Source organism: Frankia sp. RB5 (genome assembly GCF_059816245.1).
Genome location: NZ_JCBATA010000040.1, coordinates 34,087 through 47,826, shown reverse-complemented (window position 1 = coordinate 47,826; position 13,740 = coordinate 34,087). Strand labels below are relative to the sequence as shown.

Annotated in this window: 7 protein-coding genes; 4 read left to right on the top strand and 3 right to left on the bottom strand. The window is 72.3% G+C overall.

Going from position 1 to position 13,740, the window contains the following annotated elements:
* Positions 1 to 301 precede the first annotated feature (301 nt).
* The 4 genes from AC6EXY_RS20790 (at position 302) to AC6EXY_RS20775 (ending at position 7,370) form a co-directional block, all read left to right on the top strand.
* Positions 302 to 2,554: an NHL repeat-containing protein gene (locus AC6EXY_RS20790; RefSeq protein WP_499817938.1), complete on the top strand. Its 2,253-nt coding sequence runs from the start codon at positions 302 to 304 to the stop codon at positions 2,552 to 2,554.
* Between the two features lie 158 nt (positions 2,555 to 2,712).
* Positions 2,713 to 3,843 carry a DUF58 domain-containing protein gene (locus AC6EXY_RS20785; protein WP_165818322.1) on the top strand — a complete coding sequence of 377 codons (1,131 nt, stop codon included), beginning with the start codon at positions 2,713 to 2,715 and terminating at the stop codon, positions 3,841 to 3,843.
* On the top strand, positions 3,840 to 6,278 hold the full coding sequence (locus tag AC6EXY_RS20780) for a transglutaminase domain-containing protein (protein ID WP_499817939.1): 2,439 nt from the start codon (positions 3,840 to 3,842) through the stop codon (positions 6,276 to 6,278). Before AC6EXY_RS20785 ends, AC6EXY_RS20780 begins: the two co-directional genes overlap by 4 nt.
* 102 nt (positions 6,279 to 6,380) lie before the next feature.
* Complete coding sequence (locus tag AC6EXY_RS20775; RefSeq protein WP_101831316.1) at positions 6,381 to 7,370, top strand: AAA family ATPase; 990 nt, start codon at positions 6,381 to 6,383, stop codon at positions 7,368 to 7,370.
* Between the two features lie 33 nt (positions 7,371 to 7,403).
* Here AC6EXY_RS20775 and AC6EXY_RS20770 read toward each other — a convergent pair whose 3' ends face one another.
* From AC6EXY_RS20770 to AC6EXY_RS20760, 3 genes are all read right to left on the bottom strand, one after another.
* Positions 7,404 to 8,360, bottom strand: a complete 957-nt coding sequence (locus tag AC6EXY_RS20770) for a CATRA system-associated protein (protein ID WP_133150633.1) — start codon at positions 8,358 to 8,360, stop codon at positions 7,404 to 7,406.
* Positions 8,361 to 8,443: 83 nt separating this feature from the next.
* Entirely contained in the window at positions 8,444 to 9,976 is a 1,533-nt protein-coding gene (locus tag AC6EXY_RS20765) for a CATRA conflict system CASPASE/TPR repeat-associated protein (RefSeq protein ID WP_499817940.1), read from the bottom strand.
* 184 nt (positions 9,977 to 10,160) lie between these two features.
* On the bottom strand, positions 10,161 to 13,598 hold the full coding sequence (locus AC6EXY_RS20760) for a hypothetical protein (protein ID WP_499817941.1): 3,438 nt from the start codon (positions 13,596 to 13,598) through the stop codon (positions 10,161 to 10,163).
* Positions 13,599 to 13,740: the final 142 nt, after the last annotated feature.

Here is a 13,740-nt window from a genome sequence, read left to right as displayed (position 1 = left end):
GCAAGTGTCGGTCGGGGGACCACGATGCGCGCACGGGGGATCTACATCAATGCATCGATATATTCATCTGGCGGATTTTTCGGGTTCGCGGGTTGTCGCCGAGGGTTCGCGTAGCCGCCGCACTCGGGTGCGGGCAGCGGCGGCAGCGGTATTTCTGCTTGTCGCAGCTCTGGTGATAATCCTTCGTCAAGGACATGGCAGGGCTCAGCTGGAAATCGAGGCCGATTCCTTCTGGCTGTCCGCCTCGGACTCAGGAGTGGTCCAGCGCGCCGAAGGCGCCTCCGCGACGGCGGGCCTTCCGGTGGCTGTGCCCTATGGTGTCCGCCAGACTCTCGCCCTCACTCAGGGACCCGACGACGGCGTGCTCATCGCAGTGGGCACGACGGGAACAGTCGCCCGCGTCGACGCGGCGTCAGCGAATCGGGCGACGACCGGCCCGATGGTGCCGCGGCGCTCCTTCGCCGACGCCGGAAGCCGTCTCAGTATCGCTATCAGCCGTGCTGGGGAGGCCTATCTGCTAGACGGAAATATTGGCTCCCTCGTCCGGGTCGACGCGACCACTCTGCGTATCCGGCGCAGCGTGAACACCCGCGGCCTGCCGGCCAGCGACCTGTGGTCGGACGACGCCGGTCAGGTCTGGGTGGGTCTCGCGAGACAGGGTGCGGTTGCCTCCCTGGCCGGCGATACGCTCGACGTCCCACACCAGGTGACGCGTCCGGGAGGTCAGCTCGGCGTCGTGACGGCGGCGGGACATCCGTGGGCGCTGGATGTCTCCGGAAACCGGCTCGTCCCGCTCCGTGGCACGCGGGGCGTCCTGACACTTCCCGCGAGCGTGCGCGGCGACGACCTGGCGGCCGCGATGGCACGCCTACCCCGCGGGGATGCCGGCCCGGTCGTCCCTCTCGTGGTGTCTGGCGCGCGGGTGCTGCTGGTCGATACCGCGCACCGCCGGGTTCGGGCGGTGCGGTTGCCCGCCGGTCTTCCTGGGAGCGGTCTCGGCGCGCCCGCGATGCAGGGCGCCGTGCTCTACATCCCGGACAACCAGACTGGTCGGGTCCTCGCGCTGGACAGCCGCACGGGGCGCACGCTCGCCGTTACGACGCTCGGCGCGCCGGGCGCCGATATCGCGCTCACCACACGCGGACTGCTGCTGTGGGCCAACGACCGCCACAGCGGGCAGGCCAGCGTCACCTATCAGGGCCGCACCCGCGCGATCCACCTCCGTTCACTCTCGCCCGCCACCCTCGGACCGGCGCCACTGCCGCCGTCAATCACACCTGCACCAGGGCCGACCGTCGTGCCGGCACCTGTGGCGGCCACGGCGGAATCGGCGAAACCCGCGGCCACCACGAGGGCGACGGTTCCGCCGCCTTCCCCGCCGGCGCCGCGCAGCGCCTCCAACACCGCGGCGTCTCCGTCGCCAAGTACCTCGCCAGCCCTGCCGAGACAGACACGCCCCTCACAGACGGATCCGCAACCCGCGCATCCCGCGGGGGACCAGCGGCCATCTCCGCCCGCCGCCAAGCCCCCACCCGTCCCGACCGGCGAGCGCGGCACGAGACCTTCACAGGGGCAGCCGCCACCGACTCCGCCCAGCTCTGAGGACTCCGGCGGTGCCTCCCGGCCGGGACGCACCCCGCCTCCGTCGCCGACGTCCACGGAAGTTGGAACCGGAACCGTGCCACCGGGATCGCGTCCGCCGGGATCCCTGCAGGTGCGGCCCTCCGGCGATCATCTCGTGGACGTCACCATCACCGCGCCCGGCGGAGTTCCGGCGTCAGGAGCGACCCTGTCGGTGAGCCCGGACGCGACAATCGTGTCGACCACCTCGAACGGCTTTCGTGTGCGCGTCCCGGACTGCGGGAAGCGCAATTACTCGGTGACCTTCCTCGACCCGGCAGTCGCCGCGGTCAGCCACGACGCCTACGGCTGCGAGCGGCCCGGGCAGCTCGCCAACCCGCACATCGTCACTGGCAACGGCTTCTTCGACCTCACCTTCACCCCGGAGTCAGGTGGGCCTCCGGAGCAGGTGTGTTTCAGCTACTTCTACATGCTGCAGTCGGGCGGCGGCACCTTCCCTGAGGACGGGTGCACCCAGCCATCCCACAGCGGGGACTGGGACTCGCTCGCCCCCGATGGACTTGTGCACTTCGATGTCCGCCTGGGCATGGGTACGTACGTAACGAGGTTTCAGTATTCCGTCTGCAACGCCGCTGGCTGTTCGTCGTACGGCGCCGACACGATCGTCGCGTGGACCAAACCGCCCTGCGACGACTGCACCTACGCGCATGTTGAGGACCTCCCGGTCCTCGACGCACCCGGCGGGTCTCCGACGGGCGTCTTGCTGCCCGGCACGCCGCAGAACACCTGGGGTGTGCCAGTGCACGTGCTATGCCAGACCACCGGCCCCTACCAGCCAACCGGCAGCGACGGAATCTCCCAGTGGTGGGACAAAGTAACCGTCGACGGCGTCGACGGCTTCGTGCCGGACATCTACGTCAGCACCCCGATGTCGCGGGCGAACCAGCCCTCGCCCAACATCCCGTCATGTTGACCGGCAGCACCACGGCCACCGGTCTCCAGCAGTCCCCAGCGGCGGTCAGACGGCGCCGGTCGGACTGGCCGCGACCCACCCGGCGCGGACGCATCGCCGCGGTCATGGCCGCCACGGGAGCACCCCTGGGCCTGGCATCGGGTTATCCGGAGGTCACGATGGCGGCCGCTGCGGCCGCTGCGGCACTGCTGGTCGCGGCCAGCCTGACGGTGGCACCGCACCTTCCGCTGACCGGGTCGATCGAGCTGACGCGCGCCGTCGTGACCCGAGGCGACGCCGTGTCGGCACGCCTGCGGGTCTCGCACCTCGCCCCAGGCCGGTGGACACGGCGGGGCGCCCGACCCGTCGCACTGTCGCTGCCGGGCACCGCCTGGGCTGGGCGCGCCCTCGTTCCACGGCACGACGAGGGCCCCGGCGTGGTGGAGGTGAGTGTGCGGACGACCCGACGCGGCCGGCATCGCATCGGCCCGCTGCGTCAGCACCGGCGCGACCCCTTCGGGCTGCTCGAGCGTTGCCGGGAGATCGGAGCGCCGGTGACCGTTCTGGTGGGCCCGCGCATCCTCCCCGTCCCCACGCCGATGCGTACCCGCGCGGCGCGCACGGACGCCGACGGCGGCACCTGGGGCCGGCTCGAGGGAGGACTGTCCTTCGCCGGGCTGCGTTCCTATCACCTCGGCGACGACGTCCGCCGCATCCACTGGCCGTCGACGTTGCGGGCGCGGGCCGCGACACCCGGCGCGCTGCTCGTCCGCCGTTTCACCGACGTACCCGATCCCGCGCTGACCCTCGTGCTCGACACCCGGGCAGCGTCGTGGATGGCGGCGGGCCCCCTTGCGTTCGAGGAGGCGGTCGACGTCGCGGCATCGCTGTCGGCACAGCTGCTGCGCGGCGGTGGCCGGATTCTTGTGATAGCCGGTGCCGCACAGTTGCGCTGTGACGGGCGGCGCGGCGACGTCGACCGGATGCTCGCCTGGTTGACCTTTCGAAAGATCGACCGCATCGAGGCCCGCGTCCCAGGGCGCGAAGGCCCGGGCGGGCGACTGCGGGGACTCGGTGCCATACCGGACGCGGCCACCGTGGTGGTGACCGGCCGTGGTCAGCGCGATTCCGATCCGGCGGTGCCGGGCTGGCTGCGCGGACACCGCGACGGCCGAGGACCTGTGCTGGTGCTGCGACTTGGCGCCGGCTCACCGGCGCGTACGAGCGACGCGGGGATGACGGTGCTGTCCGCACCCGGCGCATCGGCCGCGCTGCGGCTGTGGGCACAGTCGAGCGGGCAGGATCGATGACCGCCGCGTCGGTCGGCGGCGGGTGGCGCCTGGCGAGACGGCTCGCACTGGTAGTTGCCGCGGTGTGCGCCGCAGGTCTGGTCTTCCAGCGGGCCTTCCCCGACGAGGCCCTCGTCCCGGCCGTCGCCGCAGGTGCTGTGGGCGGACCGGCGGCGGCGCTTGTCGCCACGTGGCTGGCCCAAGGGGGCTTCCGCCCGCGGCCGACACGCTGGCAGGCGCGGGCGCTGCTCGCGGTTGCCGGCGCGATCGCTGCCGCCGCGATGTGGTTCGTGGCGGGATGGCTTGGGGTCCTGCACGCGCAGGCCCCACTCTGGGCGCCGTCCACCCGGCGCCTCTTGCTGACCGGACCGGTCGAGGGGCCGGGAAGGATCCTGGAGTCGACGCTCCCCGTGCGGCCCACCGCCTTGCTGGTGACCGTGCCCTATACCATCACCTGGCTGGCGGGTGCGTTCGCGATGGTGAGGGTGCGTGCGCCCGCCGCCTCCGGGCGTGCGCTCGCGCCGGCAGGTCTGGTCGCCGCGGCCGCGGTCCTACTCGCGGTGCCGGGCCGGGCCGCCCTGGCACCCGCCACTGCCCTGCTCGGCGTCGGCGCGCTGTCCGCCGCCGGTGCGCCCACCGACCCGATGCGCCTGGCCGCCACCCCCGGCTCTTTGGGCTGGCGGCCGCCCTCGCACGGCGTGCGCGGCGCTTCTCGGTCCCGGTGTACGCCGCGACTGCGCTCGGCAGCGGGGCCGCTGCTCGCCACCCTGCTCGCCACGATACCGGTGCTGCTCGCCGCGATCCTCGCCGGAACGGCCGCACGGACCGTGGACCACCACCCGCTCGATCCCCGTGCCGCCATCACCCCGCACACCCGCCAGTGGACCGATATCAGTCCGCTGAGCAAGGTCAGCGGCTGGTTGCGTGAGCCGCGGCGCTCTCTGTTCACCGTCCGGTCGCAGCGCGGCCCGCTCCCGGCCGACCCGCTGCGCCTCGCGGTGCTCGACCGCTATGACGGCCACGACTGGTCCACATCGGCGGCTCCGATGCCGGCCGGGCTCGGAGTTCCGCTGCCCCAGGACGGCCTCGACGCCGCCGATCGAGACAGGCTCGGTGCCCCGACGCGCATGCACGTTACTCTGGGTGGCCTCGATGGGCCGCTGATGCCGACCATGGGCCGCCTGGTCGGACTGGATGGCCCGGACCTGTCCGTCGACGTCGCCAGCGGCCTGCTGCTCTCGCGCGCGGGGCCTCGCCCCGGGCTGTCCTACCAGATGACGGTGCGTCCTGTGTCCGCCCCTAAGCAGTCGTTGGTGCGTGACGCCGTCGCGCCGCATCCGGTCAGCCCCGCGCCGGTGGACGCCTCGGGTCCGCTGGCGGCCAGTCTTGATGCGCTTGTCGTCGATGTGCGCCGTGGCGCCGGCTCCGGCTATCCCGCCGCGGTGAACCTGGCCGACACGCTGCGCGGCCGGTACGCCTACGACCCGATGGCCGGAGCCGGTCACAGCCCGGCCGACCTGGCCGCGTTCCTGGACGGAGCGCGGGCGGGGACGCCGGAGCAGTTCGCCGCCGTGTTCGCGCTTGCCGCCGACAGGCTCGGCATGCGGACGCGGCTCGTGGTGGGGTTTCGGGTCCAAGGCGGACCGGTGCTCACGGTACGCGGCGCTCAGGCCACGGTGTGGCCGGAGGTCGCCTTCGAGCGGTTCGGGTGGGTCGCGTTCGACCCAACCCCCCGCCGCGCCGCCGCCACCCCGATGTCCAGCGCCGCCAGCGCCGCCGGCGCGGGTGGAACAGGCGGCAGGGGAGCAGGGAGCGGGGGCGCGTCCGGCTCGGCCGGCGCGGGAACCGCAGGCGGAGGCGGGGGCGGGGCCACGACGACGAGCCAACCCCCTGCCCCCGCGCCCCCACCGCCTGGACTTCGCCACCGCCTCCTCGTGATCGGGGGCGCAGCCTCCGCCGGTGTCCTCCTCTGCTACCTGGCGCTGGTCCTGCTGGTGCCAGGGATGATCCGGAGGGGGTGGCGGCGTCATCCCGACCCGCGTCGCCGCACCGGCGGCGCCTGGCTGGATCTGCTTGCCGAGCTGGACGACGGTGGGACGACGCTTGGTCCCGCCGCCGGTCGCCGCGACGTCGAAGCGGCCGTGCGCGCCCGAATCGGCGTCGGCGCGGAGCCGGCGGACGGGCGGGCGTTGCGCCGCCTGTCCGACCAGGCCGGTCTGGCCCTGTACGCACGGGCAACGCCGAGCATGCGGGCGGCGGGCGAGGCGTGGGCCGATGCCGACCGCCTGCGCCGCTCGCTGCGCCGCACGCGGCCGTGGCACCGGCGATGCGCGGATCGCCTGAGCCCGGGGCGCCTGCGCCGTCCCGGGCCGGGCGGCGGGTGCCTGGGCCCTGCCGGGCACGCGCGTGCTCTCGCCGCCGGACGGGCGCCCCGCCGGGTTCGCCTGCCGACCTGAGTCCCGCTCGCCCCACTGGGCGGCGCCTCGCCCAGAGCCGCCCGCCACAGCTCCCTCCCACCCGAGAGCCATCACCCGACGGATGCCAGGAAGGACCAGCGGATGGTCACCTCCTCACCCCCGGATCGTCCGGGACTGACCAGCACCGACTATCGCCATCTGTTCGACGACCTGGCCGACAACGTCGAGCAACGTGTGCGCGGCAAAGCCGAGGTGGTGCGCCTCGCGCTCACCTGCCTGCTGGCCCGAGGGCATCTGCTGTTGGAGGACGTGCCCGGCGTCGGCAAGACGCTGCTGGCACGGAGCATCGCCGAATCGGTCGGCCTGACCTTCGCCCGCGTCCAGTTCACCGCCGACCTGCTGCCCGCGGACATCACCGGCGCGGAGGTCTACGACCAGGCGCGCAACGTCTTCGAGTTCCGCGCGGGTCCGCTGTTCGCGAACGTGGTGCTGGCCGACGAGGTGAACCGGGCGTCGCCGAAGACCCAGTCGGCGCTTCTGGAGGCGATGGAGGAAGGGCAGGTCACCGTCGCAGGCACTCCTGTCGCGCTGCCCGACCCGTTCGTGGTGATCGCCACCCAGAACCCGGTGGAGATGGCGGGTACCTATCCGCTGCCCGAGGCGCAACTCGACCGGTTCCTGTTGCGGACGCGGCTGGAGTATCCGGATCCGGTCGCCGAGGTCAACATCCTGCGTGACCATCACGAAGGCCGGCACGGCGCGGCCCTGCCCGTGGCACTGCGTGCCGGGCAGATCCGCGCGTTGCTGGCGTTCACCCGCCGGGTCGAGGTGTCCGATCAGGTCCTGAGGTACATCGTGGAGGTGGTGGCGGCGACACGTGCCGCGCCGGGCGTCGCCCTGGGTGCGAGTCCCCGGGCCGGTGTGGCGCTGCTCCGGGCGGCGCGGGTGCGCGCCGCCGCGGACGGGCGAGGCTATGTCGACCCCGGCGACGTGAAGGACCTGGCGGTTCCGGTGCTCGCCCACCGGCTCATCCTCGACGCCGCCGGCATGGACGGTGGCGTGCTGGGCATGGAACGCAGCATCGTCGCGGACATCGTCCGCCGTGTGCGTATCCCGCGGGGATTCGGCTGATCCTCGGCCGGCCGAGGATCAGCCGAGGGGTGCTCAGCGCAGGGCGTCGACGATCGCGCCCCGCACGGTGTCATCCTCGCGACGAGCGCGGGCGATGCGCCGCCAGGCGTTGCGGGCGGAGCGGGAACCGACCGGTACCGATCGGCGAACCAGCGTGGCCTCGTCCGCACCCAGCAGCGTGGCCGGAAACGGTTCGGTGATCGTGAGGGTGACGGTGGCCTCGGTGGTGGCCACGTCCAGACCAGTGATCAACTCGTTGTCGGCGTTGCGCCACAGAGGAAGCAGGTAGGCATCGGCGCCTGCCGGCTGCGCGTCGGAATCGGCGTTATCGGCGGATTCACCCGCTGTGACGGTGACAGCGAGAACATCGCCGTCACGGCCGCGGGCCCCCACGGCGATGAGCAGATGCACGGCGGCCGGCCCGACCGACGTCTGGATCACCCGCATGCCTTCGACGAGGGATTCCGCCACCTGACCAGGCCGTGCGGCGTCCTCGGTCTCGGCCCAGGACACCCGGCCGCGGTGGAACGTCGACAGCGACCGAGTCTGTCGACCCGCGCGGCGCAGCAGCGTGGCGAGGGCTGCGAGAGGCTCCTCGGCGGCGGGGTTCGCGATGGCCCGGGCCCTGATCTCGCCGCCGGTCGGTGGTGCGTTGTCCTTGGGCTGGGATGCCGTGTCGTCCGCCGGAGGCTCGGGAATACCCGGACCGTGCTGCAGGACGTTGCGCAGGGCGCGCGGCGGTGGGTTCAGCGTGCCGTCATCAGGGCGACCGAATCGTTTGGCCTGCGAGCGGGCCACCCCGACGAGTTCGGCGAGGATCTCCTCGCGTTCGTTGCTGCCCGACGCGGGCCAGGAGCGCACAAGGTCGGTGATGCGATTCCACTGTTCGGCTGACAGCCGCCAGCGCTGCATGTCCTCGAGAAGCCGAGCGAGCTCGGCCTCTTGTGCCGGCGCAGGCGACCGCGCACGGTCCCCCCGGTGGTCCCCCATAGCTGCCAGCGTAGCGGTATCGAGCCGTTACGTCGGTGTCATGTCACCACAGGTAGGTTCCCGCATGCCGGCCGTGCCCTCGCTCACTCACCGGTCGCTCTGGGCTCGACGTCCCCGTGATCTGTGGTCAAGCCAAGCCCGTGGCGTGCGCCCAGCAGGTACAGGCGGGCGTTGTACGGGTAGCGGGCGAGAGCGGCGGCGAGCAGACGCCGGTACGGTTCGGGAACCGGGCCTCGGTCGAATTCGTGGAACATCTCCGTCCACCACGACAGGGGCGAGCCGTCGCCGTCGCCCACCCGCGGGTGCCGTGCGCGAGGAATCCCGAGCTCCTCGACCAGGTGACGGGCCTGCCCAGGGCTGAAGGCGGCCGCGAGTTCCGCGCGTAACGTCGCCCGGTCGTCGTCGGACAGTGCGAGGTCACGGGGCCATGGCAGCGCGCTGTCGGCCGCGGAGCTGGGAAGCGGGCTCCCCACGCGTTGGTGCGGGGGAGCATCACCGGGCGATCGGCCGGCCTGCATCGCGACCTCGAGTGTGGCGCTGACCTGGCGGGTCGCCGCGTCCAGGAAGATCAGGTCGGCGTCGAGCTGGTCGTCGACATGACTGGCGAGGGCTAGATCTTCGCCGAACACATCGTGCTCGCCGGGAGTCGTGCCGTCCGCCCGCAGCGCGCTGCGGGCGTTGCGGGCGGCGAGGCGGATGCTCTGGCGCCGCGTGGCCAGGCTCGCCGTCAGGGCCGCCAGGTCGACCGCGACCGTACGCACCTCGTCGACCGCGGTCGGGTCTGGGAGGGGCAGGTGGGCACGTACATGCCGCGCCGCCCGCTCGGCGCGTTCGAGTAGCTGGTGGGTCGCCACGCCGTCGCCCCAGCTCCGCAGCTGGTAGCGGATCTTGGCGGTTGCCGCCAGATAGGTCACCAGCGTCGGCATGGCCGCATCTGGGCGCGACCAGCTCCAACAGCTCAGTGCCTCGTCGTCGTCGGCCGCGGCGAGCACGAGCAGGGCGCGGTCGCGCCGGGTGTCGTCTGTCCGCCCGGTCTCCCACACCCCGAAGCCCTGACCGGTGGTGGTGCCCCGCATCAGCCAGGAGCCTGTTCTTAGCGCGGGCGGCAAGGACGGCACGCATCGCCGGGCGGTGTCGGCGCTGGCGGGCACCGATACACGCGGGACGCGGCCGGGAACCCCCCACCGGCCCTGGTAGATCCAGGCCGTCCCAAGAAGGGCGTCGTCCCGGACGCCGCGCATGGACCGCAGTTCGATGTCCAGGTCAGCCCAGGTCAACGGGGGCTCGGCGGCCGGTGGTGGGGCCACCATCACCGACAGGCACCACAGGTCATGGTCGCGGCGCAGCACCGCCTGGCGCACCTCCTCGGTGTGCGCGTCCGGTTTCTCCTGGGCGGCGAGGACGCCCTCGGGCGTAGACCACGGTGGCGGCATGGTCGACGCCAGCGTGGTGGGTAGGTCCTGGCCGGGCACGGGGTGGCCCATGCCCAGCCGTTCGCGGCAGTCCGCCCAGATGGCGCGCAGCGCGGCGTAGCCGTCGGCGGCGCGTGGCCCCTGCGTCGCCGTGAACAGGTGCACGACCAGTTCATGCCCAAACATCGTGCCAGTGGACGCCATGCCGCACGAATCGTCGCGGTAGCCATCTTCGCGGTGCGCGGCCATGACATCTATTGTCCGGGGTGAGCTCACGCGAGCCACCGCGGGGCTAACCGGCGATCTCCAACGATCAAGGCCTGCCCCTGAAGACGTCTTCCGTGACGGTTCCGATCCTCACAGATCGGGTGCCAGGTCCCGCTTGTCATCAATGGGTGCAGGTCTTCTGGTACGGCAGATCGGGCAGGTAGTCATGCCACTCCGACTCCCTGAGGCCGCGTCCGGCCCTAGCACAGGCCTCGACAAGTTCGTTGCCGACTTCGCTGGCGAGATCGGCGAGATTCCACAGGGTGCCGCCACCCACATCGCTGGTCACCAGTGTCGTGACCGCCCTCCCGCGTTCAACGGCCATGGGGGCATTGAGGCGCCGAGGACGTGCGGCGCGCCGCACGTCCCACACATCGATCGAACCATCGCGGCCACCGACGACGAGCACAGACCCGCCGACGGTGAACGTGAGTGAGGACAGGTTCGCGACTGCCGCCGAAAACGAAAACAGAGACATCGGACGGGTCGGATCGTCGACGCTCCACAGGGTGACGGTGCCGTTTGACCCGGCGGTGGCGAGGACCTGGCCGGCCGGGGAGATCCGGGCGAGCTGGGCACCCGGCGTACTCATCCGGGCCCGAAACACCGGACGGGCGGGATTCCGCGCGTCCCACACTACCGTGCCCTGATCCGCGACGGTGGCCATCAGCGAACCGTCGGGGCCGAAGGTGACGTCGGACAGCCCGACGGTATTGGATCCGCCTAACACTCCACTCAGCTTCGGCTGTGTATTCCCGGTGAGCGACCAGGTGCGCATCACCCCCTGGGTACCGCTGACCAGCACGGTCCCGTCGGGTGAGAAGGCAAGCACGGCAGCCTCAGTCCTGCCGGACACCTCGGGGCTCCCTGAGCCGCCAGGCGTGCCATTCGCTGGCCCTGGCAGCGGCACGGGCGAGTCAGGATGGCGCACGTCCCAGAGCCGGAACCCCGAGGCGTCGCCGATCGCGAGCACGGTGCCGGCCGGATTGAAGGCGACGCTCTGGACATATCCGCCCCGGTCGGGGTTGGAGCCGCGATGGACAGCCGTGTGCCGCCGCGGGTTGGACGGGTTGGTCACATCCCACAGCGTGACGGTGTCAACTGGGTCGGCGACCGCGGCCAGCGACCCATCGGCAGTGACGCCAACTCGGGTCAAATCCCCGGAAAGACGTGCCGCCCGTAATGCCGACCAGCGTCGCCTACCGGGCAGGCGCCACTCGGTGGCAGTGCCCTCATCGTCGCACACGACGAGAAGGTCGGAATCGGGAAAGGCGAGGCGCACAGCAGCCGCCTGGGCAGGAAGGGTCATGGCCTGCCTTGGCCTGACCGGATCACGAAGATCCCAGACGACGGTCGCCGCCTTTGCCGCAGCGCCGGTGCCGGTTGGCTTCCGAGAGACGGCCAGCATGGCGCCGTCTGGGCTCCACGCGAGGTCGGAGACTCCGGCACTCGACGGCGGTAGCGTGGCGGCGGGCGACGTCAAGGTCGGCAGACGCAGGTCCCACAGGCGGATGGTGGTGTCGTCATAGCCGACGGCGAGGAGCGCCGCGTGCGGGTCGAGAGCTAGCGTGACGGCCTTCTGATCGGCGGGCTGTGGCAACACGCCGATAATGCGTGGATGCGCGGGATCCGTGATGTCCCAGGCCCGCAGGGCTCCGCCGCTAACCAGGGCCAAGGTGGTGGCGTCGCCGTCGAGTCCGATCACGGCCTTGTCCACAGACGCGGAGGTAACCGCCGCCGGCAGGGAAAGGAGCCGGCGCGGATGATCGAGATCATGGGTGTCCCACAGCGCGGCGGCGCCGCCGTTCGAGACTGTCGCCAGGCGCCCGCCGTCGGCGTTGAAGCGGAGGTCGGTCGCCGGGCCGCCTAGCACGGTATGGCGCTGTGGGCGCGAAGGATCGCGCAGGTCCCACAGCCAGACGTGTCCGTCGAGGTTTGCGGCTAGCCGCGCGCCCGCTCCCAGCGCGAACGTGTTGACGCTGGTGTGGGATGGCAGCTCGCCGACCTGCCGCGGCCGGGAGGACGCGGTGTCCCAGACATGCACGCTGGTGCCGGAGCCAGTCAGCAACAGTCGGCGGGATGGATCGGCCGCGACGCGGTTCACGGCGCTGGGATGCCCGACCGTGGCACGTCGAGTCGGCGTGGCGTCGAGGAGTTCGCGCAGTGCCGCCAGGCTCGGCGGGCTGCCGTGGTCGAGCCTGGCCGCGGCGACCCCGAGCCGCAGGGCGGTGGTCGGGTCGTGACCGGCGAGACCGGCCGCCTGCTCCTGCAAGGTGCGTACCGTTGCCTGGCGCTGCGCGTCGACCGTGCGCCGGTGTGCGGCCTGCTCGCTCGAGGAGAGCACGCCGGTCAGCGTGCCCGCCGCCGTCGCGAGGATGACAACGACGGCGACCGGCCAGGCGAACGCGGGATTGACTGTGATGCGCGTGCGCCGCACTGCCTCGGCGACGGTCGCGGCGGCGTCGACGCGGATCTGGCGCCCGCCGGCCGCCGTGGGCGCACGGACGGCCAGGCGGGCATCATCGGCGTTGGCGGTGGGCACGATGACCCGGCTGACACCCGCCTCGGCTGCAGCACGCAGTTTGCGGGCTAGACTGCTCGGGGCGATCGGCCGCAGCTCGCGGCCGTCGGCGTCGAGGGCGGCGCTGAGCGCACATCGCCTGTCGAGGCGGCGCGGGCTGACGCGGCTGGTCCGCCAGCGCAGCCGGTGTAGCTCGACGAGTCCGACGGCCACAGCGCCGCCCAGGGAGCCGTCGGCCAAGTCGTTGACCGGTCGACCATCCTCGCCGAGGACGGCCCAGGTCACGCAGCTGCCTGTCCCGGCCAGCGGGGATCCTCGCCAGGCACGGCGCAAGGCGTCGGCGAACGGGGCGTCGGCGGCGAGGAAGGCCATGACCGGGTCGGGATGGAATCCGGCCGGGCCTGCGTCGAGGACCCGCAGGCACAGGAAGGCGCGGGCACCGGTGGTGGTGCGGTCGAACAGCACCGGGAGACGGATCATGCGGGTAACTCGTGGCTCCGTGCCCGCGAGCCGCCACGCGAGCAGCGTCAGCAGCCCCCGGTGCGGCAGTCCGGGAACGCCGTCGATCATCGCGACCGCCGTGGTCCTGGCGGCGCTGGGGTGGCCTGGACCGCCGATCGAGGGAAGGCAGGCGCGGGTCCAGTGCTCGGCCGCGTCCCGCAGCTGCGCGCGCGTGCCGGTCCCACACAGCGTCCTGATGACGGAGAGGATGGCGCTGGCAGCGGCGAGATCAACACTGTCGTCGTCCCGTTCGTCCTCGAGGGGGTCACGGGCGACACCGCGGTCCTCGCCGCCGCGCCACGGCCGGTGCGCCTCGGCGAGCGCGGCGTGCAACGGCGAGCCCGGGTCCAGGAGCCGGTCGAGGCGGTCACGGGCGTCGTCGTTGACGCGGGCAGCCGCGGCGAGTGCGGCCCATTCGTCCAGGCTTGTCGTCAGGTGGTGGTAGCGCTCTCGGCGCTGTGCGGCATCGCGGGCTGCGCGGCGCTGGACGACGGAGAAGTCCGCGCCGTCGGGCTCTGTGGGCAGTGGTGGCGTCATTGACGCCGCTCCGCGATGTCGGGCCGCGCTGCAGCCGGCACCCGGCGTGGTGCCAGGCTCCGACGATCGGCCTCATGGCTGTGTGTGGCCGGCGGCGCGCCAGCGGTATGGATCCCCCGATCCTCCATGAACGGAGAGGATA

What these genes read in the sequence shown, in the direction of transcription:
- AC6EXY_RS20785 (WP_165818322.1), top strand. Translation starts at nt 2,713, where the DNA reads ATGGCGGCCGCTGCGGCCGCTGCGGCACTGCTGGTCGCGGCCAGCCTG.
- AC6EXY_RS20780 (WP_499817939.1), top strand. Translation starts at nt 3,840, where the DNA reads ATGACCGCCGCGTCGGTCGGCGGCGGGTGGCGCCTGGCGAGACGGCTC.
- AC6EXY_RS20775 (WP_101831316.1), top strand. Translation starts at nt 6,381, where the DNA reads ATGGTCACCTCCTCACCCCCGGATCGTCCGGGACTGACCAGCACCGAC.
- AC6EXY_RS20770 (WP_133150633.1), bottom strand. Translation starts at nt 8,360, where the DNA reads ATGGGGGACCACCGGGGGGACCGTGCGCGGTCGCCTGCGCCGGCACAA.
- AC6EXY_RS20765 (WP_499817940.1), bottom strand. Translation starts at nt 9,976, where the DNA reads ATGGCGTCCACTGGCACGATGTTTGGGCATGAACTGGTCGTGCACCTG.
- AC6EXY_RS20760 (WP_499817941.1), bottom strand. Translation starts at nt 13,598, where the DNA reads ATGACGCCACCACTGCCCACAGAGCCCGACGGCGCGGACTTCTCCGTC.